At 46.1% G+C, this 26,806-nt stretch carries 17 protein-coding genes and 1 tRNA gene; 11 read left to right on the top strand and 7 right to left on the bottom strand.

Features of this window, described 5'->3' with window-relative positions; genetic code table 11:
* The first annotated feature begins 279 nt into the window (after positions 1-279).
* The 4 genes from ACMA1I_RS09725 (at position 280) to ACMA1I_RS09710 (ending at position 8,820) form a co-directional block, all read left to right on the top strand.
* Positions 280-3,426 (top strand): TonB-dependent receptor, encoded by a 3,147-nt coding sequence (locus ACMA1I_RS09725; RefSeq protein ID WP_337068123.1) that lies wholly within the window; start codon positions 280-282, stop codon positions 3,424-3,426.
* A 4-nt stretch (positions 3,427-3,430) separates the two neighbouring features.
* The gene (locus tag ACMA1I_RS09720) at positions 3,431-5,092 is read left to right on the top strand and encodes a RagB/SusD family nutrient uptake outer membrane protein (RefSeq protein ID WP_337068122.1); all 1,662 of its coding nucleotides are present in this window, start codon (positions 3,431-3,433) and stop codon (positions 5,090-5,092) included.
* A gap of 237 nt (positions 5,093-5,329) precedes the next feature.
* Complete coding sequence (locus tag ACMA1I_RS09715; protein ID WP_414703893.1) at positions 5,330-7,378, top strand: glycoside hydrolase domain-containing protein; 2,049 nt, start codon at positions 5,330-5,332, stop codon at positions 7,376-7,378.
* 161 nt (positions 7,379-7,539) lie between these two features.
* Positions 7,540-8,820 (top strand): YdcF family protein, encoded by a 1,281-nt coding sequence (locus ACMA1I_RS09710; RefSeq protein ID WP_337068120.1) that lies wholly within the window; start codon positions 7,540-7,542, stop codon positions 8,818-8,820.
* A 443-nt stretch (positions 8,821-9,263) separates the two neighbouring features.
* On the opposite strand, the gene ACMA1I_RS09705 is transcribed toward ACMA1I_RS09710, so the two are convergent.
* Positions 9,264-9,340 (bottom strand) — tRNA-Arg (locus ACMA1I_RS09705).
* Positions 9,341-9,403: 63 nt separating this feature from the next.
* Positions 9,404-10,129 (bottom strand): VTT domain-containing protein, encoded by a 726-nt coding sequence (locus ACMA1I_RS09700; protein ID WP_337068119.1) that lies wholly within the window; start codon positions 10,127-10,129, stop codon positions 9,404-9,406.
* 170 nt (positions 10,130-10,299) lie between these two features.
* Here ACMA1I_RS09700 and ACMA1I_RS09695 point away from each other — a divergent pair, with 170 nt between their 5' ends.
* Positions 10,300-11,439, top strand: a complete 1,140-nt coding sequence (locus ACMA1I_RS09695; protein ID WP_337068118.1) for a cystathionine gamma-synthase — start codon at positions 10,300-10,302, stop codon at positions 11,437-11,439.
* A 424-nt stretch (positions 11,440-11,863) separates the two neighbouring features.
* On the top strand, positions 11,864-12,382 hold the full coding sequence (locus tag ACMA1I_RS09690) for a DUF6141 family protein (RefSeq protein WP_337068117.1): 519 nt from the start codon (positions 11,864-11,866) through the stop codon (positions 12,380-12,382).
* Positions 12,383-12,547: 165 nt separating this feature from the next.
* On the opposite strand, the gene ACMA1I_RS09685 is transcribed toward ACMA1I_RS09690, so the two are convergent.
* The gene (locus ACMA1I_RS09685; protein ID WP_337068116.1) at positions 12,548-13,261 is read right to left on the bottom strand and encodes an OmpA family protein; all 714 of its coding nucleotides are present in this window, start codon (positions 13,259-13,261) and stop codon (positions 12,548-12,550) included.
* Between the two features lie 595 nt (positions 13,262-13,856).
* On the opposite strand from ACMA1I_RS09685, the gene ACMA1I_RS09680 reads away from it, so the two are divergent.
* Positions 13,857-14,891 (top strand): isoaspartyl peptidase/L-asparaginase, encoded by a 1,035-nt coding sequence (locus ACMA1I_RS09680; protein WP_337068115.1) that lies wholly within the window; start codon positions 13,857-13,859, stop codon positions 14,889-14,891.
* A 77-nt stretch (positions 14,892-14,968) separates the two neighbouring features.
* Here ACMA1I_RS09680 and ACMA1I_RS09675 read toward each other — a convergent pair whose 3' ends face one another.
* A complete protein-coding gene (locus ACMA1I_RS09675; protein WP_337068114.1) occupies positions 14,969-15,334 on the bottom strand; it encodes an STAS/SEC14 domain-containing protein in 366 nt (121 codons plus the stop codon).
* A 109-nt stretch (positions 15,335-15,443) separates the two neighbouring features.
* Positions 15,444-15,866 (bottom strand): DUF5329 family protein, encoded by a 423-nt coding sequence (locus ACMA1I_RS09670; RefSeq protein ID WP_337068113.1) that lies wholly within the window; start codon positions 15,864-15,866, stop codon positions 15,444-15,446.
* Between the two features lie 134 nt (positions 15,867-16,000).
* Between ACMA1I_RS09670 and ACMA1I_RS09665 the strand changes: the two genes are divergently transcribed.
* Both ACMA1I_RS09665 and ACMA1I_RS09660 read left to right on the top strand, forming a co-directional pair.
* On the top strand, positions 16,001-17,935 hold the full coding sequence (locus ACMA1I_RS09665) for a hypothetical protein (RefSeq protein WP_337068112.1): 1,935 nt from the start codon (positions 16,001-16,003) through the stop codon (positions 17,933-17,935).
* Positions 17,936-17,983: 48 nt separating this feature from the next.
* Positions 17,984-18,484, top strand: coding sequence for a DUF421 domain-containing protein (locus ACMA1I_RS09660; protein WP_337068111.1), 501 nt, complete (start codon positions 17,984-17,986; stop codon positions 18,482-18,484).
* 71 nt (positions 18,485-18,555) lie between these two features.
* Here the strand turns inward: ACMA1I_RS09660 and trxA are convergent, their stop codons facing one another.
* Positions 18,556-18,882 (bottom strand): thioredoxin, encoded by a 327-nt coding sequence (gene trxA / locus ACMA1I_RS09655; protein WP_137761057.1) that lies wholly within the window; start codon positions 18,880-18,882, stop codon positions 18,556-18,558.
* A 618-nt stretch (positions 18,883-19,500) separates the two neighbouring features.
* Here trxA and ACMA1I_RS09650 point away from each other — a divergent pair.
* Positions 19,501-21,933, top strand: coding sequence for an outer membrane beta-barrel family protein (locus ACMA1I_RS09650; RefSeq protein WP_337068110.1), 2,433 nt, complete (start codon positions 19,501-19,503; stop codon positions 21,931-21,933).
* A gap of 414 nt (positions 21,934-22,347) precedes the next feature.
* Here ACMA1I_RS09650 and dnaE read toward each other — a convergent pair whose 3' ends face one another.
* Complete coding sequence (gene dnaE / locus ACMA1I_RS09645) at positions 22,348-25,971, bottom strand: DNA polymerase III subunit alpha (RefSeq protein ID WP_337068109.1); 3,624 nt, start codon at positions 25,969-25,971, stop codon at positions 22,348-22,350.
* A gap of 249 nt (positions 25,972-26,220) precedes the next feature.
* On the opposite strand from dnaE, the gene ACMA1I_RS09640 reads away from it, so the two are divergent.
* On the top strand, positions 26,221-26,805 hold the full coding sequence (locus ACMA1I_RS09640; RefSeq protein ID WP_337068108.1) for a thiamine phosphate synthase: 585 nt from the start codon (positions 26,221-26,223) through the stop codon (positions 26,803-26,805).
* Position 26,806 lies beyond the last annotated feature (1 nt).

Raw genomic sequence — 26,806 nt, 5'->3', positions numbered from 1 at the left:
TTAATAGAATACTTTTGCCCAAAGTTAAAAAAAGAGGAGAAGCATCATGCCTCTTTACCTCCTAAAGGCTTTGTTTGCTCCGGTTTTGCAGCTGATGAGTTAATAACTTCCACCTTGTTTTATTCAGTAAATGAAAAAGTAATTACTGTTTTTGTCACAACCCAGGCTCCGGTGATTAGATCCGGAATTTCTGCCAGGGCAATGCCTTAATGCGTTGGAGTATGGGCTGCCGAGCTCTGCCTAATAACGTGCTTATCACTAATGTAAACAAATAGAAATATGTGTGTAAGACTACAGTTTTTAAAACCTATTGTTCAGGGTATTTGTGTAGTATCCCTGTTAGGATCCATGCCTGCTCATGCGGGCGACCGACCTGTAAAATTTGTATCTGAAGCAGTACAGCAAGCCAGGGTATTAACAGGTAAAGTAATTGACGAGAAAGGTGAGCCTTTGCCGGGAGCATCTGTTATGGTAGTTGGTACTTCTGTGGGTACCGTTACAAACATGGATGGTAATTTTGAGCTTGCCTTGCCGGCAGGATCAGATGTGGTTGCAGTTTCTTTTGTTGGCCATAAAACACAGCAGATAACTGTAGGGAGCAGAACAAGAATAGACGTAACCTTAGCTGCGGATGCTTCTTTTTTGGATGAATTGGTGGTAGTAGGATACGGATCGCAGAGCAGACGGGAAATTACCGGAGCAGTTTCTAAAATTGATCCTGAATCCATTAAAACCATTCCTACTGCCAGTGTGGAAGAAATGCTGGACGGAAGGCTGCCTGGTGTGCAGGTTCTGAGCGATAACAGCCCTGGTGGAGGTGTGAGTATTCGGGTGCGTGGCTATGGCACCATTAACAACAACGACCCGCTTTACATTATAGATGGTGTACCAGTTTCAAATGGTTTAAATGCCATCAATCCTGCCGATATAGAAACCATACAAGTGTTAAAGGATGCTGCTTCTGCCTCTATTTATGGGTCGAGGGCTGCTAACGGCGTAGTTGTGATTACGACCAAACAAGGTAAGTCAGGCCGTACATCCTTAGATTTTGATGCTTATACGGGTGTGCAGAAGGCATTTAACCTGCCTCGCATGCTAAACGCACAACAATATGGCGATATGCTCTGGCAGGCAGCCAAAAATGATGGTGGCACACCAAGTAGTGATATTTATGGGAACAATCCAGACAATGCAGTTATTCCTGTCTGGCTCAACAGTGCGCAAACCATACCAAGTGCCGATGTAGATTGGGTGCGCGAAATCATGCGGTCAGCCGTAGTGCACTCTTACAACCTTTCAACATCAAAAGGCGATGAGAAAGGCCATCACGCACTTTCGCTTGGTTATTTTAATGAGGAAGGTACCATTAAGCATACAGGCTTCGAAAGATTTTCAGCCCGCTTTAACTCTAGTTATAAATTCAAAGATATTTTTACAGTTGGCGAAAACTTTACAGCATCGTTAACCCGCTCTGTAAACGCAGGTACAAACAGCTCGCTGGGTAGCATTGTATACAATGCCTTTCAGTTTCCTTCTATTGTGCCGGTAAGAGATATTAACGGCAACTATGGAGGAAACCCACTGAATGATATCAGCAACCCGCTGGGTAGCCTGGACCGGGCAAAGGATAACGTTAGAAAGAGGATTTCGGCTATAGGTAACGTGTTTGCAGGTGTAGAGCTAAAGGACTTTTCTTTTAAAACGAACCTGGGGATTGATTTCCAGAGTCAAAATTACAGAGGATTCTCACCTGTTTATAACGAGATACTTTCTCTGAACAACGTAAACTCCCTCAACACCGAGAATAATTTTAACTACCAGCTCACCTGGTCGAACACAGTAAATTACCTCAAAAGCTTTGGCAAGCATAACGTAGATGCCTTGGTAGGGCAGGAGGCAATTCAGTATTATTACGAAGGTTTTTCTGCTTCAAGACAAAACTTTCTGTACGAAAATCCAAACTTCCGCTACCTTACTTACGGTGCCGATAATCAGTTAAATAATGGAAGTGCAAACGAGTGGTCGTTGCTTTCTTATTTCGGAAGGATCAACTATAACTTTGATCAGAAGTACCTGCTGAGCTTTACACTCCGTAGAGATGGCACCTCGCGCCTTACTAATAACAAATGGGGGACTTTCCCGGCAGTTTCGGCAGGGTGGCGCGTTAGCGATGAGTCCTTCTTCGGGAAAGATGGCGCGATAAGTTCTCTGATGGTACGTGCCAGTTGGGGACAGACAGGTAACCAGCAGGTACCAGCTTATTCAACAGTAGACAGTTATTATAATAATGCCAGGAATTCTGATTATGCCATAGACGGTTCTCAGGGTTCTGTAGATAAAGGATTGGTACAAACAAGAGTTCCTAACCCTAACTTGGCCTGGGAGGTGACCCAACAAGCAAATGCAGGATTTGATTTGGGCCTTTTCGATGAGAAGCTGGCTTTAACAGCAGATGTTTACCGCAAAATCACAAACGACGTATTGGTTTATTCGCCTATTCCTCCCACTTATGGCGGTTCTAATGACGGAACCTGGATTAATGGCGGCCAGATGAAGAACATCGGCTTAGACGTTGCTGCCAATTATTACGGTAAATCAGGTAGTTTAGATTATACGATAGGTGCTAACGCATCCACTTACAAAAACGAGCTCACCAAGCTGAATGGGATTTCTTACTTAGGCATACCAGCCTCTTCTCTTCATAGCGTAAACTTCGGGCAGGAAATAACAAGAAGTACAGTAGGTCAGCCAATAGGAGCTTTCTTTGGCCACGAGGCAGATGGGATTTTCCAGAGTATGGAAGAAGTAACCGCTCATCGGATTCAGCCTAATGCGCAGCCCGGCGACATACGGTTTAAAGATGTTAATGGCGATGGAGAACTGAACGGTGACGACCGTACCTATATTGGCTCGCCTCACCCAGACCTGATACTTGGATTAACACTAGGGTTGAACTACAAAGGATTCGACTTGAACATGTTGTTCAACGGAAGTTTTGGTAACGAAATTTATAACCTGACCAAATACAAAACCGAGTTCTTCAACCAGGCATCTTACAACAAAAGCAATGAAGTGCTTAATGCCTGGACTCCGCAAAACACTGGTGCAACTGTACCCCGCCTTTCACTTGATGATCGAAATAATAACATAAGACCTTCGTCTTATTACCTGGAAGACGGTTCCTATTTTAAGTTATACAACATGCAGCTGGGCTACACCATTCCTAAAGAAAAAGTGGCTGGTTTAGACCTAAGAGTTTACCTGCAAGGAACTAACCTGTTCACTATTACCGGCTACAGTGGCATGACACCAGAAATTGGGTTGCAAAATTACACTTCCAGCAACCGTAACCTCGACATAGGAGTTGATCGTGGCATTTATCCTCCTTCCAGAACCTTTGTATTAGGGGTTAATTTTAAACTTTAAAACTATGTTGAAGATGACTTTTTTTAGAAATAACAATACGGCAAAATTAGTAGTGGCTGCCCTTGCCTTGTTTTCTTCTTCCTGTTCTGATGATTACCTGGAAGAAATGACCTACGGCGAAATTTCTCCTACCGAAATGACAAGTCCAGGCAATGTAGACAAGGCCATTATAGCGGCATATAGTATTCTGAATGGACAGTACGATGCCTCCAGCAGTGCTTTTAATTCGCCTGCCTCTAACTGGAGCTTTGGCGATGTGGTTTCGGATGATGCCTACAAAGGCGGAGGAGGAACCGGTGATCAGAACAACATTCACCTGTTGGAAATATTTAATGTGAACCCGACCATTATTGATGTGGAGCGCAAATGGGTGGCGCTTTTTGAAGGGGTGAAAAGAACAAACGAAGCCATGAGGCTGCTGCAAAGTTCAGAAGACTATAACCCGACTTTAAAAGAGAGTCGTATGGGAGAGCTGTACTTCCTGAGAGGGCATTATTATTTCGAGCTGAAAAAGATTTACAACACCGTTCCTTATATAGATGAGACAGCCGCCACAGTAAATGATTATGCTGTTTCACACACGCAGTTTACATCGGAGCAGCTCTGGGATAAAATAGAGGAAAACTTCAGCAATGCCTATAACAGGTTGCCGGAGAACCAGGAGCAGGTAGGGCGCCCGAACAAAATGACGGCCAAAGCTTACCTGGCAAAAACCTATATTTTTCAGAAGCAATGGAGGGAGGCATTAGATGCCGCTAACGAGGTTATCAACAGCAACAAGTACAGCCTGTTGCCAAATTTCAGGGATGTGTTTCTTCCGGAAAACGATAACAGCTCAGAGATCATTTTTGCGGTGCAGCATTCGGTGCTCGATGGCGCCCCTGATAACTACAATGGTAGTATAGGAGACCGCTTATCAGCGCCAGGTGGTCCTTTTTATTCGCAATATGGTTTTCACCGCCCGTCTCAAAATTTAATTAATGCCTACAAAACAAACGCAAGTGGCATACCGGTGCTGGACAATGTCAACCTTGCTGAAGCAGATTTTATGGACCCAAGGCTGGACCATACAGTAGGCCGACCAGGTATACCGTACCTGGACCTGGGAGTTGTGTATGAAGCAAGCTGGGCCCGCGACTTATCTACGTACGGACCATTTGCACCTAAAAAGCGCATCGTATCTGCTAAGTCACCTTATCAGACTGATACCTGGCCTTACATCAGCGCGCTGAACTACTACATTATCCGTTACGCCGACTTGTTGCTCTGGAAAGCAGAGGCCTTGGTAGAACTGGATGATCTGGAAGGAGCAAGAGCTGTGGTAAACCAGGTAAGAGGAAGAGCGCGTGATAGCCGGTATGTTATGAACCTGGCAGGAACAGCACCAGCCGCCAACTACAAGATTGAAACCTACAATGCCACCTGGTCAGATAAGGCTGCCGCACGCGAAGCCGTTAGAACGGAGCGTAGGTTAGAATTAGCGTTAGAAGGGCACCGATTCTTCGATTTAGTACGCTGGGGAGTAGCGGCAGAAACAATCAACAAATACTTAGCCGTTGAAAAAACAAGACGCACTCACCTGACCAATGCAAATTTCACCGAAGGTACCCACGAGTATTTCCCAATACCACAGAAGTACTTCGATGTTCTGGAGAGTATGCAATAGCAAACGCTGCTAGTGCTTCAAGTAAAAGCTGTTGGATACCCTTGGGGAAATTCTGATAAAATTGCTCAGGAAGGCCATTTTCATTTGAATAATTGGCTACTGTTCTGATAATTTAACCAATTACATCCTGATATGGCAGGCAGCTGGTAAAAAGGCTGTCTGCCATATTTATCATTTACATTGACCTCAATGAGAATTTTAGTAATACTGATTATCAGCCTATTTTCTAGCTGCCGAATGTTTGTAGGAGGCACACAAAAAGAAGCAGTGCTGGAAAAGGATAGGAATACACCTGCAGAGAAAGTAAATGTTTTCTTAGGCTCTTCCGGTGACCATGGGCAACTATCACCGGCAGCATCCTACCCCTTCAGTATGTTGAGCATCGGCCCCCAAACTTACCCTACTACGCACATGGGGTATGATCACCTGGCCAAGCAGTTTCTAGGTTTTACACACAATCGTTTTGAAGGCGTAGGTTGTCTGGGTAGTGGCGGCAACATTCTGGTTAAACCTTTCCTGGGAGATAAGCCAGATGCTTCAGAACTGATAAAAGCAGAAGAAAGCGCAGGTCCGGGATATTACAATGTTGGTTTCAGCAACCAGATTAAAGCAGCAGTTACTGTTTATAAAAACAATGGCCTGCACCGCTACCAGTTTCCTGCTGGTAAAAAAGGAATTTACATAGATCTGAGTCATGTTTTTGTTGGGCGCTTTGTAGCAGAAGAACATACCGCTACAGGCAATACAGTAAGCGGCTGGATAGATGCACAAACCACCTGTAGTGCAGGCACCTATCGGCTTTATTATGCCATGCAATTTCGGCAGCCAGTTAGTTTGGAAGCTTTAAATAAGCACGAATTAATTGCCTGGCTCGATTCTGATGTACAGGAAGCTGCGCTTGAAGTAGCTTTCTCGTCAGTAGATGTCGCATACGCCAGGGCTGCCTTAGCCAGTGAGACGTTGGAGGAAATGAGCCGGAAAAGTGCCAGCGACTGGAATCAGCTTCTGGGCCGTATTCAGGTAAAAGGCAATCCTGAACGGGAAGAACTTTTTTACTCGTTGCTTTACCGTACCGTGCAATCGCCTTATGTTGTTTCTGAAGAGGACGGAAAGTATCGCGCTATAGATGGTTCCCTGCAAACTTCAAAGAACACAGTATATAACGGTTGGGCCATCTGGGATAATTACAAGACACAGTTGCCACTGCTCTCCTTTGCTTACCCGGAGAAGTTTCAGGATATCGCTTCGTCTATAGCTAACCTTTACCCTTACGGTAAAAAAGATTTTGCTACGGCACATGAGCCCTCCAACACCGTGCGTACCGAACATGCCCTTGTGGTGCTGCTGGATGCACACCGAAAAGGATATAAAATTGATTTCCCCTCCATACTGGATTCGCTTCAGGCAGAAGTAAACAGGCTTGATTATACAACTCCCGACAAAGCCCTGGAATCTTCCTACGATGCCTGGGCCCTTTCGCAGATATTGAAAGAACTAAAGCAGGACAAACTGAGTGAGAAGTACAAGCAGAAAGCCCTGGAGTATAAAAACTATTGGGAGAAAGATTTCAAAGATTTAACCCGCGACGATGTTAACAGAATGTCGGCACGTGGCATGTACCAGGGCACGATCTGGCAATACAGGTGGTCTGTTCCTTTTGATGTAGAAGGATTGATAGAGTTGACCGGTGGCGAGAAAGCTTTTCTGAATCAGTTAGATACGTTTTTTAACAATGACTATCATAATCGTGCGAATGAGCCGGATCTACAGGTGCCTTTGCTGTACAATGCAACATCAGAACCCTGGAAATCGCAGGCACTGATGCATCAGTTGGCTGTAGACACGGTGGTGCAGCATTACTTCAACGACAACAGCAGGGGTATTGGCTCTTACATCGGTGTTATCTACAAAAATCAGCCGGATGCTTATATAAGGACAATGGATGATGATGCAGGTGCTATGTCGGCCTGGTTTGTATTAACGGCCTTGGGTATTCAGCCTGCCTGTGTGGGTTGGCCGGTATATTACCTCAATGCCCCTCTTTTCGAATCAGCCGAGATAAAATGGCTGAATGGGAAAAAGTTTGAAATTCGGGTCGAAAACTATGCTGACAAACACAGCTACATACGGCAAGTTACTTTAAACGGAGTAAAGCTCGAACGCAATTGGCTAACACACGAAGAGATTATGGCAGGAGGGGAGCTTGTAATAACAGCCTCCGATACACCAGATAAAAGCTGGGGAATCCAAAACCAGTTTGTACCCAGCCTCAATATCCGGAAGTAAATAATTATCACAAGCCTTTTATATTTTAACAACAGGATTGAAAAGGTTTATACGGAGGATGACAGCTTAATGTAATTCAATTTAAAGTCGTCCTGAAAGTCAGAATATAAGAACCTGGCCTACATAATTCTCTGGCAATCAAAATTCAAAAATACAACACCATGTATTATTCAAAAAGATTTCTCACCCTCCTGCTAACTGTATTTATTGGACTTTCTGCTGCAGCAAATACGCTGGCGCAATCTCAAGCCATATTGCCGGGGCAGACAGCTTCTTCAGATACTTTTCCAAGGAAAATAGTCTTCCACAAGACATTCAATTTTCTGGAAGTTATAGATGAATCTGATGTATTGCGAAAAGAGATAAAGCAAAGTGCTGTACTTCGGGGCTTAGCTCGGCAGTATGCAGGTAGAGTCGAGAAGGCATTAAGTTCCTGCCACGATGCCACTTGCTATGCTTCTGCTTTAAAGTGGCAAGACCAAGAAATAACATCCGTTACAAAAGAACTTAACAGCCTGTACACAAAGCACAAGCGCTTTAGGAAGGCGCTTACCACGGCGCTTCAGGCAGAATCTTACCATCTTAAATATAAAGGAGAAATAGATTCAACAACCATCCGGAAAGCCTGGAACGATACAGCCTTGGGCTTAAATCATATTTTAGATGTTTATATAGGAGGAACGGGCGCACGGTATCCTGCCATAGATTCTATCAGCTTTAATACAACAGATCAGCAATTTGTAAGCTCCATACAGCAGGGGCTTGAGCAGAGCTTCCGTGGTCAAAATCAAGAAGAGTTGTTTTACAAACTGCCTGTGGAAGCGGCCTTAGGAGCACTGCAATTGAATGGCCGCGATGAGACCGCCCGCTATGAACCCCTGCAGGATGGCTACAACAGAAAGCCATATGAAGCCAGTAAGCGGACAGACTGGAGTAAATACCCATACAGCATGATTTTGGTATTGGGGCACGGGCCCGAAGATCCTGCTGTTGTATTGGACGAAGGCGGGGCCCATTATTGCGAAGTGGCCGCTCAGATGTTCAAGGAAGGCGTAGCTCCCTTTATTGTTGTTTCCGGGGGCAATGCGCACCCTTATAAAACACCTTACAATGAGGCGGAGGAGATGAAGAAGTACCTGGTGAGTGAGTTGGGAATTCCGGATGAAGCTGTTTTTATAGAGCCGCATGCCCGCCATACCACTACCAACCTGCGGAATATCAGCCGGATGTTTTACAGGTTCAGTATACCTGATCAGAAACCCGTGCTCACCTTAACAAACCCCGAACATAGCAAGCACACACTAACTATCAGTGACAGGTGCATGCGTGAATTAGGCTACTTACCTTTCCGGGACATGAAAAAGGTAACTGACGAGACAAACGCTTTCTACCCCGTACCTGAGGCACTTCGGGTTAACCCTTTTGAGCCTTTAGATCCGTAGGAGATAGAAATTCTTGTAAGCAGCTTGGTTAAAGGTGCTGGATGGGAGAGAAGGTTGCCTGCTACTGATGCAGACGTAGAATAATGAGTTTATGAGGGAATTTGATTGGTTAGCTTGCAAAATATCCAGTTACTTTGCGTGCCTGCAACTAGAAAAGGCAGTTTGATCCTTAAAATTATTCTGATGAAAATCCTCTGGGAGGCACTTTCCATTAGAATAATTTAAATGTGGGTTTTCCACTATCCTGATGTATTAGACAGACTCTTTGTGCTTAGATTCTAGAGTAGGTGGTTAGAAAATTAGAATACAGCCTTAGATAGTTGCGGCACCTGATAGACTAAAGTTTACTTGGAGCAGTATTATGCATGAGAGAGGATAACCTTACCCTGCGGCATCTTTGCTTGCGCAAATAAAAAAGCCTCTCAGCACGCTGAGAGGCTTTTTGGTGGTCGCGAAGGGAGTCGAACCCCTAACCTTCTGATTCGTAGTCAGATGCTCTATCCAGTTGAGCTACGTGACCATTCCGTTATTGTGATGCAAAGTAAATGCCTTTTTTTGTAATACGCAAGCCCTTTTTTAAGTTTTATTCATTTTGATGAGAAGCTTTTCGGAGTGCTTTCTTCAGGGCCCGGTCAAAAATAAAATACAAACCGCCTATCGATATGATTATCAGGGCGATCATGAGCAGCTGTCCGTTGCGGCCACTGTCGGGGCTCTCTAATAAACTAATAATATTATTTGCCTGCGTACCGATCCAGAAGAAAAATAAGGTGCGCGGCAGCATACCTACCATGCTTGCAAGCAAAAATTTTCGCTTGTTAATCTGCAGCAGCGAGAGAACAAAGTTCATCAGCGCAAAAGGCAGCACCGGCGAAATGCGTGTCAGAAAAATGAGGCTCCAGCTTTGGTGGCGGAGCTCCTGCATCAGGATGCGTGCCTTCTCAAAGCCGTTCAGGAAACTCATCATTTTGCCATGGTCGATCTGGCGGGCCAGGCTATAGCCAATGAGCGCGGCTATACCGTAGGCAACAACTAAGCCCGGAAAGCCTACCCAACTCAGGTAAAAGCCACTCACCAGCGCCACAAAGGTGGTAGGGGTAAGGGCAAGGGCCATAGTAAAGGATATAATTACAAAATATAGGGCCATCTGCCCCAGCGTCAGGTTTTGGAGCAGGTCCTGGTAAGAGTAGAGGATGATAGCCAGCGTAGAACTCACCACTACGGGTACCACCACCAGCAGCAGCATAGATACAACAGTAGAGGCATTTTTCTGGATAAAGCTTTTCAGCAGGTTTAGGCGTTCAGACATGCGTAAAATTAATACTTGTTTTTTAACGGGTAGAGGCTTAGCAGGCAATGCGGGTGGTACAAGAAAAACAAATTAAGGCTGGCAGCCTGACGACCAGGAGGCTTCTTAAAAATGTAAATTTAGTATCTTGCAGCATATCGTTTATTGTATAAACAAAAAAAGGACTTCATATGAAATTCGGAACCAAAGCTATACACGCTGGCATAGAGCCAGATCCATCAACAGGCGCCATCATGACGCCTATTTATCAGACCTCCACATACGTGCAAAAGTCGCCCGGCGACCATAAAGGGTACGAATACTCCCGCACCCACAACCCAACCCGCACTGCCCTGCAGAACGCCCTGGCGGAACTGGAGAACGGGAAGCACGGCCTCTGCTTCGCCTCCGGCATGGCGGCCATCGATGCTATTATAAAAATGTTGAAGCCCGGAGACGAAGTTATTTCTACAAACGATTTGTACGGGGGGAGCTACCGAATTTTTACCAAAATTTTCCAGAACTACGGCATCAAGTTCCACTTTACCAATATGAGCGACCTGAGCAAGGTGGAGGCGTTGGTAAATGAGAACACGCGCATGATATGGGTAGAAACACCTACCAACCCTCTGCTCAACATTATTGATATAAAAGGGTGCGCGGACATTGCCAAAAAGCACAACCTGCTACTGGTGGCCGACAATACCTTTGCCACGCCATACCTGCAAACACCTCTCGACCTGGGCGCCGACATAGTGATGCACTCGCTTACCAAGTACATGGCCGGCCACTCTGATGTGGTAATGGGAGCTGTTGTTGTAAAGGACGATGAGCTGCACGAGAAGCTTGCCTTTATCCAGAATGCCTGCGGTGGCACACCAGGTCCTCAGGACTGCTTTTTGGTGCTGCGTGGTATCAAAACTCTGCACATCCGGATGGAGCGGCATTGCGAAAACGGACGAGCCGTGGCGCAGTACCTCAAAAACCATGAGAAGGTGGAGAAGGTTTATTGGCCTGGGCTGGAAGATCATCCGGGCCACTCAGTTGCCAAAGCGCAGATGCGATCGTATGGCGGCATGATTTCCTTTGTGCTAAAGGGCGATAAAATGGAAGACGCAATTAAGGTGCTGGAACGATTGAAGTATTTCTCACTGGCCGAATCCCTGGGTGGGGTAGAATCGCTATGCGGGCACCCGGCTTCTATGACACATGCCAGCATACCTGCTGCCGAACGCCTAAAAGGTGGCCTCAGTAACTCCCTGATCCGCCTGAGCGTGGGTATAGAAGACATCGAAGACTTGCTAGCCGACCTGGAGCAAGCCATCGGTTAATTTAATAACAGCAGTGGCAGGGGCTAAAAATCTTAACCCTTGCTACTGTTGTTTCTCTTCAGCAATGATTACTTAGAATATAGCTGCGCTTGCTAAGCTGGCTCTTGCAATTATTCTAATGAAATTAGCCTTTCAGAGTCTTTTTTTAGGACTTAAGGCACAGGGCATAAGGCTTCACTGGTTGCAAGTATGCTTTCTATCAACTTCCTCAGAAGCTGCGCACGCTGCGAGAAATTCCTTCTTTTTTGTTAACCATTTAGCGATTCAACAATCAGCAACAAACAAGCAACAATTACCATAAGCAATCAAGTTCTGCTAATGAAAATGCCCTTCCAGAGGTAATTCGGCATGTTAGGGGCTAAGCCTTTTGGTATGCATGTTTTATGTTATCTTGCTTTCGTTTACCCACTTTAAATCTTAAGCCATGTCTCAGGACAAACTTTTTCAGGAAAAGCAGCACTTTACGCAGGTATGGCTGTGGGTGGTGTTGCTGGGGGTGGCGGCTATTTTCTGGATTGGCTTTTTTTACCAGTTGTTTTCTGGAAATAATTTTGGGCAAAACCCGATTGTAGGAGTAGAAGCAGCTATTCTTTTTGTGTTGATAGGCATTGGGCTTCCTTATTTCTTCTATAAAATGTCGCTTACCACGGAGGTGCATGCCGGGTATATCAGTGTCCGGTTTTTCCCGTTTCAGCTGAAGCCTCTGCAAATACCCTTACACCTGGTGCGCGACTACGAAAAAGTAACTTATAACCCCATCGGTGATTATGGCGGATGGGGCATTAGGTGGGGTTTTAAAGGCAAAGCCTTCAACATGTCGGGCAACGAAGGAGTGCTGTTGCATTTCTACAACCGAAAACCTTTGCTTATAGGCTCACAACGCCCAGATGCTCTCTTCAATGCCATTACGCAAGCCAGGAGCATCCGGAGGGAGCCTGAATAAGTAAAACAGTAAGATTGGTTAGGTGGCAGTAAAGAGAAAGGTCTTTAAAATTACCAGAAGGCAATTATTCTAATGAAATTGCCCTTCCGGAGCCAATTTGCCTAGAAATAAAAACGCCAGCAGCCCAAACAGGCTGCTGGCGTTTTTATTAAGATAACTTTAAAATTAAGCTTTGATACCCAGGATCTTGTAGATCTCAGTAAAGTCAGGCGTTAAGATAATTTCAGTACGACGGTTCTTCGCTTTCGCGTCAGCAGAACGGCCAGTATCAACAGGCTGGAAGAAAGCACGGCCAGCAGGTGTGATTCTGTCAGGAGACAAGCCACGTGTAGTCATCAGACGAGTAATTTCTGTGGCACGCAGTACGCTCAGATCCCAGTTATCGGCAATGTTTCTTGTTCCAGGCAATACTTCTACGTCATCGGTGTGGCCTTCAACCATTACACCCACTTCCTGGTTTTTCTTCAGTACAGACACCAGTTGGTCAAGGGCACGCTGTCCGCTTGTGTTTACTTTAGTGCTACCAGTAGCAAAAAGCAATTTGTCAGACATAGAAACATATACTTTTCCGTCGCGAACACTCACGCTCAGGTCGCCTTGGTTAAAGCCAGATAAGGCGCTGTTTACCTGGTTGCGCAGGTCGTCGAGCATTTTTTGCTGCTCGTTCATGGCGCGCTCCATAGATGCCAGTTTCTGCTCACGCTCCTTCAGGCTGTTAGATAACTCATCTACTTTGGCACGGCTGGCAGCTTGTTCTTTTTCCAGGGCTTCTTTGCTGGCTTTCATTTCGTCGTACTTCTTAGAAGATACGCAGGAAGAAGCAAGTAAGCTCGTGCACAGCAGCAACGAAAGAGATGCTTTGAAAAAATTGAATTTCATGGATTGATTAAGGTTAGGTTGAAAATAATTGGTTTTTAATTTCGGGTGCAAATATCGTAAAAGATACTAAGTCGTACTAATCTGTTCCGTAAAGGCCCGCTAAGTGCGGGTAAATTGCTAATGTGTGTTCTTAGCAAATATTGTGCAGAATTAATATATGTCCAAATTTTTTGTCGAATTTTAATGTATTAGCAAGCATTTGTTTTGGCGTACTAGGCGCACTATTTAAAAAGATCGTGTTCCTGGGAGCTCTTCTATTCGATTAGCGGCAAAAGCTAATCTGGCAGTACCACCGTTGATCTTAAATGCTAAAAAATACAGCTTGCTGGCGCTATTTCTGTTTCAAAAATAATGCCTGATATATTTAGTTAATGCTATGTTAAAAAATATATTTATGAGAGTTTGTGCCCGGCATAAGCTGGCGGTGTTTAGTTACTTATCCGAAAAATGCAAGTAGTTTACTACTAGTATCTTGTGTTATTCTGATGGTAATGGCCGTTGTACCGCATATTGCTTCATTTCCTGCTTTACCTAATAATAGTATCTTCGTACACCAAAGATCCCCAACATATACGCTACAGTACAATATCCTAAAATGAGAAAACTTTTCCTTTCCTGCATTTTTGTGCTGGCCGCCACTGCTGCGGTGCTCGCACAACAAGCCAAACCCGATTACAGCAAAATCACACTCGTCATACACGGCGGTGCCGGCACCATTACAAGAGCCAACATGACTCCCGAAAAAGAGAAAGCGTATAAAGAGGCGCTAAACCTGGCACTGCAAACTGGGTATGATATCCTGAAGAAAGGGGGCAGCAGCCTGGATGCAGTAGAGGCCACCGTGCGGGTAATGGAAGACTCGCCACTGTTTAACGCTGGCAAGGGAGCCGTTTTTACAAACGATGGCACCAACGAGCTGGATGCCGCCATTATGGATGGCAAAACCCGTAACGCCGGCGCCATAGCAGGAGTCATGATAGTGAAAAACCCGGTAAGTGGCGCACGTGCTGTAATGGAGCAGTCGGAGCATGTGATGATGATTGGCCGCGGTGCTGAGAAGTTTGCAAAGGAGCATGACCTGGAGATCGTAGACCCTGCCTACTTCCGCACCGAAACCCGTTACCAGCAGCTGCAACGGCTAAAAAATAAAGAGAAAACCGAACTGGACCACTCCGGCGGCACTGGCAGTACCGAAAAGATATTTATTGAAGGCAATAAGTTCGGAACGGTAGGAGCCGTTGCGCTGGATGCTTTTGGAAACCTGGCCGCCGCAACCTCTACCGGGGGCATGACCAACAAGCGCTATGGCCGGGTGGGCGATGTGCCTGTGCTGGGAGCCGGTACCTACGCTGATAACAACACCTGTGCTGTGTCGGCCACCGGCCACGGGGAGTTTATTATTCGCTCAGTAGTAGCCCATGATATTGCGGCTCTCATGGAGTACAAAAAGTATTCTGTTAAAAAGGCAGCCGAAGAGGTTGTGCTTAAAAAGCTGGTGGAGCGGGGTGGCGAAGCCGGTGTAATAGCCTTAGACAGAAACGGTAATTTTGCGATGCCCTTTAACTCAGCTGGCATGTACCGTGGCTACATCCGAAATGGCAAAAGCGAAGTGGCTATCTATAAAGAGTAGCCACCAAATTATTTAAATAAAATTGGCCTTCCGGAGGCTCTAGGGTATCCGGAAGGCCAAGGGCCTTTTATGCTACATCAGGCTTCTTCTTCCTTTATCCAGCTCAGTGCATTCTGTCGCTGTTCCGGCGGAAAGTGTTTTATTTTAGCGGTAGTAAAAGGCGAGGCAGCCAGTGTTATCCAATCAAGCCACTTGGCTTCACCTACAACAGCTACTTTTCTAAAGTCGGAAGCATGCCGGAAGTCAAACCTGATCTCTTCCCACAGCGCCTCCAGCGATACGTTCTTGATGTCCACAATCTCAGCCAGCACGTCTATTTTGCCGTGTTGCTTTAATTTTTCTTCGAGCATGGGGAGCATAATTTCGTAGTCCTGCTTATCTATGTGCGCGCTAAGCTGCACAGCAAATAAATCACCTTTAGATTCTTCTAATATCTGAAGCATGTTTTCTGTAGCGGTTAGTGTAGGTTATTAGTTATTATGCTTATATATCTATAACGTAATGTAAGTATAAAACTTGTAATAGCCAGCTAATATCTTGTGCTGCTGCTGCTTACTTAGCCATTTTTTCGGCTTCTAACTTCACTAATTCGTTGCTCAGTATTTTGTAAGTCTCTGTGGTTGTGCCATCTGCCATTTTTATTTTGTAATACTCCCCCGATGCAGAAGATTTTGTGGCTAATAGTTCTATAAACTCATGCGCCGTTTTAATCTTGGCATGGTGTTTATCGAATTTTGATCGCAGATGTGCCGCAGCATCCTTAGGAGAGTGCTTATTTCCGTTGCGAATAAAAGTAGCTCCCTGCAGGTTTCCTACAAAGCTTATTAACCTACTGATTTTCTCATTTTCTGAAAGAGCTGTTGAAGCTTGTTGGTTGCGGGCTACAGGAGCCTGTTGTGCAAGAGCCCCAGGCGAAGTAGAAAATAGGAGCAGGAGCAAAGCCGGTAAACTAAATTTTATGCTATAATGATTCATTTTTTAACTGCTATATAATTCTGTTTTTTATTTCTAACTTGAATGCACTTTATTGTTTTTTTTGATGTTGGGACGTGAGCTTTTATGCCACTTTTTGCTTTGAACTACCTTACAAAATGATTCTTAAGTAGTATATGAAAAGAGTTCTTTACACTTTCGTACTGTTCACACTGGTATGGCAGCCTCTCTTTGCCCAACAAGCCATCGAAACTCGCCTGGGCTATACGTATAACGATAAATTCGAATTTTCGGACGAGTGGCAGTATTTGTCAACTGACCTTTTTCTTTTTAACGGCTCCAAATTCAACCGCGTACTAAACGAAGTGGAAAGCGGTGTAAAAAAGAACAAGAAAAACTACTCCGATAACCTAGAGTATCTTTTCATTACAGCTCAGCTTAAAAACATTAAACTCTTCGGCAACGACGAAATTGTGTACCCGCTCTACAACTTCAACGTTACCACCGACAGCAAGAAAGAGTACAGTACCCAGGTTTCGGACCATCAGGAGGTCGTGCGGATTATAGACAAGATGCCTCTTACTACTACCAACAACAGCATCGATGCGCTTATTCAGGCCAAAGCCATCACCAACGACCAAAGCGACCAGATGTTTGGGCTGGTAGCCACGCAGCTTACCAATATCTCTAAATTGGCCAGCAGCCCTCCGGCGGCAGTGCTGTCGCTGGTAGGGGAGTTTGGCAATTTGCTGAGTGCCCGTACCAAACGCAAAGAGTACAAGTTCAGCTCCACCATCCGCCTCTACGAAGGGCAGGACTTCGACACGCGCCTTCATTCTGTACGCATTTATGTATTTGTGCCAGGCGAGGTAAAAGCCGTTACAATAAAACCGGCAAAGCTGGAGGGCTTCCTTAACAAAGGAGTGCTGAAACTGGAGCGTAAGCAGCTCGAAGATCTGATAGCTTATAAAGACTATCCTTATATGGTGGTGGTTAATTACAAGTCGCTCTACAAAATGGATGTGCTCACGGGCGATGAAGTAACGCAGGATCTAATTGAGAAACGAAAGCAGAAGATTGAAACTGCTCATAACAACCACATGGTAAACGATGAGACCTACCGCCAGGAAAAGCTGTACGTGGAGTTTCTGCGCACCTTTGCCGACATGAAACAGCACTTGAACTCTTACCGTCTGAATTACCGCAACAACAGCCCTGAGATAAACGCTAAAAACCTGTTTGCCATTATGCAGGAGTACAAACGCCTGAAAGGCACTTTTGATGCGCGGGAGCAGGAGTTCTCCACTAACAGTACCTACAAAACTATTTTCAGGCCGGAATATACCGCCATTCTGAGTAATGCCGATTTGTACCTGGAGAGCGACCACAACCTGAAAGGCGGAAAAGGATTGGTTAATACCTTGCGCGAACTAGAAAACAATCCGAAGTCCTGGAGCACACCTGTGCTACGTGAGGCAGCCCTTGCGAAGCTTTATGCCGTAGAGCTGCCAAAGCCAGAGTACCTATCAGCCTCCGTGGAGGGAGAAGCCGTGGTAAGGCTCACCAAAAAGCTGGAAGATTTGCAGTTTACGGAGGTATTTGCTCAGGACGTGCAGAAGATTGCGCAGCTGCAGGCCACCGACCAGACCATTGACCAGCGTAACGCCCTACTCGAAAAATCGGCTGCTACCAAGTGCCAGTCGTGCCGCGATAAGGTAAAAGATGCCGTAACCGAATATAACAAGCGTTATGATGTGTACAGGCTGCAGGAGGCCCTAAAGAAAAAGAATGCTCTAAACCAGGAGGCTGAGCAACAGGTATTTAACTACCTGAAGCGTCAGCTTTGCATCCAGAACAACCTGCAGGCTGCTGTAGCCTCCTTAAATGGCGGTGCTGACCTTTACATTAACAGAGTTTCTGAAAAAAATACAGAATTGGCAAATAACATTAAACTCCTCGACGAATATAATAAGCAGGATTTAAATGCTGCCAACCTGCAGCGCGTACAGGAATATAACCTGAGGCTGGAGCAGCTTATGAAAGATGTAGAGAATGACTATAACATGATCTACAGCATCGATAAGAAAATCTGCAACTGCGAGGCTGGGTAATACATATCTCCATTCTCTGGTATATTGTTTTTAATAAAAAACGAATGTATGGAGGCGTGTTTAGAGGCAGCACTAGGTATTAATAGCGACTCCCTTACCTGGTGGCAAATGGCGATTAGAGCTGTGGTGGTCTTTTGTGTGGCGCTGCTCATTTTGCGTATCGGGAGTAACCGTATCTTCGGAAAGCAGACGGCATTCGATATTGTACTTGGCATTATCTATGGCTCGGTACTAAGCAGGGCTATAACAGGTAACTCTCCTTTTTTCCCGACCCTAGTTGCGGCCCTCGTGTTAATGTTATTACATAAAGGATTGGCCGTGGCAGCCTACCATTCCAACTTTGGCTTTGGCAATTTTATTAAAGGCAAACCCGTAGTACTTATAAAAAACGGAGAAATTCTGAGAGATGCGCTGGAGAAAAGCACTGTAACAGAAGATGATTTAAAAGAGGCGCTTCGAAGCAAAGGAACTGTAGATGATCTAGGAAAAGTGAAGGCAGCTTATCTGGAGCGAAGCGGCAAAATAAGTGTCATTCTGAAAGACAATTAAAATCTGCATTAAAAAGCGAGCGCCACTACTGTTGGGTAGTGGCGCTCGCTTTTATTTGAGTGTCTCAGAAATTAAGCTATCTGTGCTTCCAATTTTTGAGAAAGTACGTTTTTAGGCACTGCGCCTACTTGCTTGTCAACTACTTGTCCGCCTTTAAATACGAGTAGGGTCGGAATGCTGCGAATGCCGAATTTGGCAGAAGTCTGTGGATTTGCGTCTACGTCAACTTTACCGATCACGGCTTTGCCTTCGTACTCGCCAGCCAGTTCTTCAACAATTGGTCCTACCATGCGGCAAGGTCCGCACCACTCAGCCCAAAAGTCTACTAAAACAGGTTTATCTGAATTGATGATTTCATCAAAATTTGCGTCTGTGATTTCTATTGCTTTGTTAGCCATAATTTTAACAGTTTGTTATTATAATTCTGTTTTGCAATTTATTAAAAAAAGAATGGGCAAATATACGCCCAAATACTAAAAATATGACAAGCTGTCTTACAACTTGCTTCCCGTTCCGCTTCAACAATCTATACTTACGATATAACCTGCTGAATAGGTGTACTTCATTTGTATAAACAAATGTTGTAAATAAAAGATTCAGAAGCAAAACGTAAAGCAGAAAAATTATGGAAGGGAGAGCTATCAAGTCATTAGCAGCCTCGCCGGATAATTTGCCCTGGCAGCATCAACAGCATCAGAATGGCTGAAAGGGCTTTTTCATTAGAATAATTGGGATATGGGCGTGTTGTGCTGATCAGTACTTGCTGGTCCAGAATTCTTCCTATTGCAGATTCTGTAATCCCTGTTCCAAAAAAAGAATTTGTAAATCCCCTACAGCCAGCTTTCAGACTTGCAAGTCCGAAAGAGCAAAGAGCAGAAAAGTGAGAATTTATTAAATTTTAGGATGCCCCAAGCAACTACCCACACCTTTTTTACATCTATTAATTATAGCAGCTCTTCTGGCAGTTGTATTTTCCTTCATCAAACTCGCTTACCAACCTACTAACCAAATAAAACATGAAAAAACTGTATTGCTTTCTGTTGGTGTTCCTGCTCGTGAACGTTTATATTAGTTGCTTTGGCCAAACGGCAGGAATGCTCAGCGGGAGGGCGCTGGATGAGAAGAAGCAGGGAATCGGCTTTGTGAATGTGGCCGTACTGGATGCCTCGACTGCAAAAGTAGTGACAGGTGCCGTAGCCGATATGGACGGCTACTTCCAGATAAAGACCCCGGCAAAAGGTGTTTATAAACTACAGGTAAGTGGCCTGGGTTTTATGCAACTCTTAACAGAACCTTTTGAGGTAAGTGGTGAGGGATATTCTAAAAAATTTGGCGATTTGAAGCTTAAATCTGATGCTAAGGTACTACAGGAGGTAAATGTGCAGGCATTACGCCCTACTATTGTAACCCATCCTGATAAAATGGTAGTAAGTGTGGAGGGAACAGCCATGGCAGAAGGCAGCACCGCCTATGAGGTGCTGGCCAAATCGCCAGGGGTGTGGGTAGACCAGGAGGGGAATATTCAGCTCAACGGTAAAGCAGGGGTGCAGATCATGATTAATGGCAAACAGACGTACATGTCAGGCAAGGATCTGCAGAACCTGCTGCAGAGCATGTCAGCCGAAAACCTGAAGGACCTGGAGATTATCACCAGTCCCTCGGCCCGCTTCGATGCAGCCGGTGCTTCTGGTATTATCAACATTAACCTGAAAAAGAATCCGGTCTTTGGCATAAACGGCAGCGTGTACAGCGGTTACCGCTACAATGGCCTGAGCACCTATACCGGCGGTGGAAATATAAACTACAAAAATGGCAAGTGGAATTCAACGGCTAGCCTGGATGTTGCCAGGCGCGTAAATTACCGCGACATGTACATGGGGCGCATTTTTAATAGCGGAGAAGAGGCGCATTTTTTCGACCAGAATGGCTACGAAGAAACCCGACGTTTTGCACCAGCCCTGCGCCTTGGAACTGATTACGACCTAAACGACAACCACAGCATCGGCTTTACCTCCTACCTGTCGCATACAAATTTCGACGGCATGTTCAATACTGATTCTTACCTGCGTGAAAACAACCCAGCAAATAACCTGTATGTGCAGGCGCTGAATAACACAGCTGAGGAATCTAACAATGGTACCTTTAACCTGCACTACACAGGCAAGCTCGATACCGTAGGCACGACCTTATCTGCTGACCTCGATTATGTAATTCTAAACAGCAGAGATAATGGGTCTTTCAGAAATACTTACCAAACTCTTCATAGCAGCGCCCCGGCGACTAACGACCGCTTACGGAGCCATAACCCTAACAGCTACAACATTTATTCTGCTAAGGTAGATTTCGCTAAAAAAATAGGAAAAAACGGAAAACTGGAAACAGGTGCAAAAGCGAGCCATGTTATTTCCGATAACCAGCTGCTGTTCTACCTGAATGCAGGAGAGGCCGAAACGCTGGACCCCAACAGGAGCAACCACTTTATTTACAAAGAAAACATTTTTGCGGCCTACACCAGCTTTACTACTAATCTGGGTAAAAAATGGAGCGTGCAGGCTGGTTTAAGAGCAGAGCAAACCCAAACAGAAGGTTATTCCAAAACAACAAACCAAACCACCGACCGCAATTACTTCGACCTGTTCCCCACTTTATTTGTGCAGCAGGAGGTGAGCGAGGCTTATAAAATTGGTTATAAGATAAACCGCCGCATCAACCGTCCTTATTATGGTGCGCTGAACCCGTTTATTTTTTACCTCGACCCCTACACCTGGTCTGAAGGAAATCCTTACCTCCGGCCACAGTACACCAACACCTTTGAGCTGACTCAGACCTTAAAGAACAATTATACGCTGGTCCTAAGTTATAGCCTTACAAAAGATTATATGGCGGAGGTACCCATGCAGTACAGTCCGGAGGTTACAGTGTTTCAGCAGCAGAATGTGGATAACATGAAAAGTGCAGGGGCCACGCTCATTTTGCCTATCAAGGTTTCTGATAAGTGGCAGATGAACAACACGATCAATGGTTTTTACCAGGAGTTTTTGAAAACCATAAACGATAGCCCTGTTATTAACGACCAATTTACTTTTATGCTGCAGTCGAACCACAACATAGAGCTGCCTTGGGGTTTAAAGATGGAGGTAAATGGCGGTTATCAGGGTCCGGCGGTATACGGTCTGTACTCTATAAAGGCAAACTGGTGGGTAGATTCTGGCCTAAAGCGGTCTTTTATGAAAGACAAATTTTCTGTTGCTCTGAACTTTACCGATATTTTCAGAACCCGCGAATTGCTGATTGACTCCAACATCAATGGCAATTTCAATACCATTAACCAGTACCAGGGCATACAAAGTGTTCGGCTGAACCTCCGCTACAACTTCAACAAAGGCAACAAGTTTGACGCCAAAAGCCGCAACACTAACTTAGATGAGTTGAACAGAACCGGTAACTGATGCAGGACTTTGACACATTATAAACTAAGAATTGGAAGCGATCATGGCGCGAGCGTCCTCACTCGTGACTGTTATTCCGAGGCCTCTGGCCGCTTCATAATCTCTACAGCTAGAGCAGCAACTAAAACAAGAACCCCCTGGAGCAATAGCCGCTCCAGGGGGTTCTTGTTTTAGTTGCTTGTAAATTATTTAAATGAAAAAGGCCTTCCAGAGGCTTTTTTCATTTGTCTGATTCAAGGATTACACAGATTAGAATTGCTATTCTAATCTGTGTAATCTAAGTAATCCTTATACTCCGTGATGGAGAAATTATTTAAATGAAAATACCCTTCCGGAGCAGAAAATGAGTTAAGCGGCACTAGGGTAATGCTCATTCCCAAATCTTCAAACTCTCAAATCTCCAAATCAAAAAAACTAAATCAGCTTACACTCTCCCAGCCCCAGCTCCTTGATCTGTTCCAGGAACAGTTTCGGGTCGATGCGGTATTTGCGGGAGTAGGTGGGGAGCGCCAGTTTCTCCTCCGGCATGTGCAGCGTGATCTCCAGCCGCTTCTGACCCGGGCTTGTTACAATCGCATTTTCAAGCGCTTCGGCCAGGCCTTGGTTCAGGAGCTGCAGGTTAATATTAATGTGCACGCCCTGTGCCATTTTGTCGGTGATGTCGCCAAGTAATTGGATGTTGGTTGGCTTCAGCTCCCACTGGTCTTCGGTGCGGTAGCGCAGCTGCACTTTGCCCCTAATGAACAGGTACAAGCCAATTTTGAGGTAAGGCGAGAACTTTACATAATCTTCGCCGAACAGCGCCATCTGCATGGTAGAGTCATAATCCTCTATAGAAAACAGCGCAAATGGGTTCCCATTCTTAGCCGTCCTGATCACTACATCCGATACCATACCAGCCACATTAATGTCGCGGTTTTTGTATTCCGCAATTTTATCAAGGGAACAGGAGCAGTAGGAGTCAATTTCGAGCTTGAACTGGTCGAGTGGGTGCCCGGAGATATAGAAACCTACCACTTCCTTCTCGCGCCGCAGCATCTCTGCCTGCGTCCAGGGGGCTACTTCCGGTATTTTAGGCAAAGGCGCTGCCACAGCGGCTCCCCCTCCGAACAACGACTGCTGTGCCGCCTGCTGCTCTGCCTGGTAGCTGTTGCCATAGCGCACTGCTTTCTCCAGCAAACTGATGTTCTCACCCTCCGGCACCTCTATCAGCTGCGCCCGGTTGTACAGTCCCCACGAATCGAAAGCTCCGGCCAATGCCATACTCTCAAAGGTTTTCTTGTTCACGGCACGCAGGTTAATGCGCTTCGAGAAGTCGAAAATATCCTGATAGAGCCCGTTTTTCTCTCTTTCCGAGATAATAGCGTCTACAGCGGCCTCACCGGTACCTTTGATAGCAGCCAACCCGAAACGGATTTGCCCTTGCTCGTTCACGTTAAATTTCAGCAACGATTCGTTTACGTCCGGGCCAAGTACGGCCACGCCCTGCTTCCGTGCCTCCTCAATAAAGAACGTCACCTTTTTGATGTCGTTCATGTTGTTGGTAAGCACGGCCGCCATGTACTCGGCCGGGTAGTGCGCCTTCAGGTAGCCGGTTTGGTAAGCTACTACAGAATAAGCGGCAGAGTGGGAGCGGTTAAAGCCGTACTGGGCAAACTTCTCCATCACGTCGAACACCTCAGAGGCCTTTTTCGCCGGAATTTTGTGGATTTCGCCAGCTCCTTTAATGAACTTCTCCCGCTCCTCAGCCATCTTCTTCATGTCCTTCTTACCCATGGCGCGGCGCAGCAAGTCGGCACCACCCAGTGAGTAACCAGCCAGAATTTGGGCCGTTTGCATGATCTGCTCCTGGTACACCATAATGCCGTAGGAGTATTCCAGAATAGGCTTCAGCAGCTCGTGCGGGTATTCTACTTCTTCGCGGCCATGCTTCCGGTTAATAAAGTTCGGGATGAACTGCATCGGGCCCGGACGGTACAGGGCGTTCATGGCAATCAAGTCTTCAATGTTAGTAGGCTGTAGGTCCTTGAGGTACATCCGCATACCTTCCGACTCAAACTGGAACGTACCAATGGTATCGCCGCGTTGGTAGAGTTGGTAGGTCTTCTCGTCGTCTATCGGAATTTCATCAATATCGATTTCCACACCGTGGTTTTTCTTGATGAGTTCAATGGCATCTTTAATGATGGTCAGGGTTTTAAGCCCTAAAAAGTCCATCTTCAGCATACCGGCACTCTCAATTACCTTACCGTCGAACTGCGTTACGAGCAGGTCGGCGTCTTTGGAGGTTGATACCGGAATGTAGTTCGTAATATCATCCGGGGCGATAATCACACCTGCTGCGTGTATACCCGTGTTCCGAACAGAGCCTTCCAGCTTCTCAGCCAGTTTCAGCACAGCAGCGCGTGCATCATTTCCTTCACGGATAGCTGCCAGCTCCAGGTTCTCCATAAAGGCTTTGGCCAGGGTTGTGCCCGGGGTGTCTGGCACCATCTTAGCTAACTCGTTCGCCTCAGAAAGTGGCAGCGAGGTGGAGCGGGCCACATCTTTTATCGATGATTTAGCCGCCATCGTACCAAAGGTAATAATCTGGGCTACCTGCGTTTTACCATATTTCTCTACCACGTAGTCGATCACGCGCTGGCGGTTCACGTCGTCAAAGTCAATATCAATATCGGGCATGGATACACGCTCCGGGTTCAGGAATCGCTCGAACAGCAGCTTGTACTTAATCGGGTCGATGTTCGTGATACCAATGCAGTAGGCCACAGCAGAACCAGCAGCCGAACCACGGCCAGGACCCACGGCTACTCCCATGTCGCGGCCACGGTTAATAAAGTCCTGCACGATAAGGAAGTAACCGGCAAAACCCATCGTCTGGATAATGCGCAGTTCGTAATCGAGGCGTTCTTCTATTTCCGGTGTAATGTCGGTGTAGCGCTTTTTGGCCCCCACGTACGTCAGGTGGCGCAGAAACGCATCTGCATCGGCGTGTTCAGGCGGAATTGGGAAATTGGGCAGCAGGATATCGCGCTTCAGTTTGGGCGGCGTAATCTTATCTACAATTTCGTTGGTGTTATCCACCGCCTGCGGCACATCCTTGAACAGCTCGTTCATTTCAGCTTGCGTCTTGAAATAGAACTGATCGTTCGGGAATCCGAAGCGTGTTCTCGGGCCGGCATCCTCTATGCGCTGCAGCATCTGCCGAATGTTCTGGCTGTTGCCGTACTTGTTGCGCACATTATCTACGGTATCATAAATCACTTTCTGGTCATCCGAAAGAAAGCGGTAGTAGCGTGTCTGGAAATCACCTACAGGCGTGCTCTGATCTTCTCCAGTGTTCACGCACAGCAGAATATCATGCGCGTTCCAATCGTCCTGATCAACGTAGTGAGAGTCGTTGGTGCAGATCACCTTCACGTTGTACTTCACCGCCCATTTCAGCAGCACCTGGTTAATGTCTTCCTGGCTCTTGCCGGTGCCGTCTATGTTCTGCAGACCGTGGCGCTGTATTTCAATATAGTAGTCTTCACCAAAGAGGTCGAGCCACCACTTAAATATCTCTTCTGCTTCTTCTTCGCTTTTCCAAAGAATGGCCTGTGGCACCTCCGCACCAATGCAACAACTGGTGGCAATAAGACCTTTGCAGTATTTCTGCAGCAGCTCCTTGTCGATGCGCGGCCATTTGCTGTACACACCTTCTATATAAGAGAGCGAACAGAGTTTGGCCAGGTTCTGGTAACCGTCCTGGTCCTTGGCAAGCAGCAGCTGGTGGTGGCGCACATCTTTCTGCTCCTTCGTAAAGGTCTTGAGGTGGCGGTCCTTCACCAGGTAAAACTCGCAGCCCACAATTGGCTTCACGTTATACTTGTTTGCCTCCGCCACAAAGTTGAAGGCGGCAAACATATTTCCGTGGTCTGTCATGGCTACAGCTGGCATGCCATCGGCTTGCGCCTTTTTCATAAGGGCACTAATGCTGGCCTGGCCATCGAGCAGCGAGTACTGCGTGTGCGTATGTAAATGCGAAAATACAGGCAAGGTTCTGGAGAATTAAAATTAGAAAATATAAATTGGAAAAGACTTCTGCATTAGTGAAAAACTATATTAAGAAGTCCTTTTCGGGATGTTAAAATTAAGGAAAATCGGCCGGATATCGAAACGATTTGTCGCCGGACTTGCTACCTTTACAACAGCAGTTTAATGAAAGGCGTTCTGTGTGAGCTTGATAAAGTTTTTTAGAATAAGGCCGCTGTTCTGCCACCGCTTTTGATGCAACACCTGCCGCACATGAAACTCATCGTTATCACCACACCAGTACCTTTTGCAGGGGAGATCCCGCTCGTGTGTCAGCTTTTGGAGCTGGGCCTGGAAACGCTGCATGTGCGCAAGCCCGGTTTCTCCTACCAGGAGATGCAGAATTATTTGAATGAAATTCCCCTTCCGTACCACTCCCGCCTGATGCTGCACAGCCACCACGAGCTGGCGCAGGAGTGCCAGCTAAAAGGCCTTCATTTCCCGGTAGCAGCACGCGCCACAGCCACGACCATTCCGAAACAGCAGCTGCTCTTTTCCACCTCCTTCCATAAGCTAGGAGAGCTGTATCAGCCACAGCCCCTTTTCGACTATGCCTTTCTCAGCCCTATTTTTAACAGCATCTCCAAGGTAGGGTACCAGGCTGCTTTTACTCCTGAAGCTGTTCAGGAAGCCTTGCAAAAAGCAACTGTACCTGTAGTGGCTTTAGGAGGTGTGAGTGTGGATAAACTGGCAGCTGTCCGGGAGATGGGGTTTGCAGGCGCAGCCGTATTAGGAGCGGTATGGCAGGCAGCGGAGCCGGTGAAGGCGTTTTTAGAGCTGCAGCAGCAAACTGCATGAC

Origin of the sequence: Pontibacter sp. 13R65, from assembly GCF_047525655.1 — a bacterium.
Lineage (GTDB): Bacteria > Bacteroidota > Bacteroidia > Cytophagales > Hymenobacteraceae > Pontibacter.
The sequence above is the reverse complement of the archived record's forward strand: the minus strand, read 5'-3'. Positions and strand labels throughout refer to the sequence as shown.

What these genes read in the sequence shown, in the direction of transcription:
- ACMA1I_RS09640 (WP_337068108.1), top strand. Translation starts at nt 26,221, where the DNA reads ATGAAACTCATCGTTATCACCACACCAGTACCTTTTGCAGGGGAGATC.
- ACMA1I_RS09690 (WP_337068117.1), top strand. Translation starts at nt 11,864, where the DNA reads ATGTCTCAGGACAAACTTTTTCAGGAAAAGCAGCACTTTACGCAGGTA.
- ACMA1I_RS09725 (WP_337068123.1), top strand. Translation starts at nt 280, where the DNA reads ATGTGTGTAAGACTACAGTTTTTAAAACCTATTGTTCAGGGTATTTGT.
- ACMA1I_RS09675 (WP_337068114.1), bottom strand. Translation starts at nt 15,334, where the DNA reads ATGCTTCAGATATTAGAAGAATCTAAAGGTGATTTATTTGCTGTGCAG.
- ACMA1I_RS09660 (WP_337068111.1), top strand. Translation starts at nt 17,984, where the DNA reads ATGGAGGCGTGTTTAGAGGCAGCACTAGGTATTAATAGCGACTCCCTT.
- ACMA1I_RS09700 (WP_337068119.1), bottom strand. Translation starts at nt 10,129, where the DNA reads ATGTCTGAACGCCTAAACCTGCTGAAAAGCTTTATCCAGAAAAATGCC.
- ACMA1I_RS09685 (WP_337068116.1), bottom strand. Translation starts at nt 13,261, where the DNA reads ATGAAATTCAATTTTTTCAAAGCATCTCTTTCGTTGCTGCTGTGCACG.
- ACMA1I_RS09670 (WP_337068113.1), bottom strand. Translation starts at nt 15,866, where the DNA reads ATGAATCATTATAGCATAAAATTTAGTTTACCGGCTTTGCTCCTGCTC.
- ACMA1I_RS09720 (WP_337068122.1), top strand. Translation starts at nt 3,431, where the DNA reads ATGTTGAAGATGACTTTTTTTAGAAATAACAATACGGCAAAATTAGTA.
- ACMA1I_RS09715 (WP_414703893.1), top strand. Translation starts at nt 5,330, where the DNA reads ATGTTTGTAGGAGGCACACAAAAAGAAGCAGTGCTGGAAAAGGATAGG.
- ACMA1I_RS09650 (WP_337068110.1), top strand. Translation starts at nt 19,501, where the DNA reads ATGAAAAAACTGTATTGCTTTCTGTTGGTGTTCCTGCTCGTGAACGTT.
- ACMA1I_RS09680 (WP_337068115.1), top strand. Translation starts at nt 13,857, where the DNA reads ATGAGAAAACTTTTCCTTTCCTGCATTTTTGTGCTGGCCGCCACTGCT.
- ACMA1I_RS09665 (WP_337068112.1), top strand. Translation starts at nt 16,001, where the DNA reads ATGAAAAGAGTTCTTTACACTTTCGTACTGTTCACACTGGTATGGCAG.
- ACMA1I_RS09695 (WP_337068118.1), top strand. Translation starts at nt 10,300, where the DNA reads ATGAAATTCGGAACCAAAGCTATACACGCTGGCATAGAGCCAGATCCA.
- ACMA1I_RS09710 (WP_337068120.1), top strand. Translation starts at nt 7,540, where the DNA reads ATGTATTATTCAAAAAGATTTCTCACCCTCCTGCTAACTGTATTTATT.
- trxA (WP_137761057.1), bottom strand. Translation starts at nt 18,882, where the DNA reads ATGGCTAACAAAGCAATAGAAATCACAGACGCAAATTTTGATGAAATC.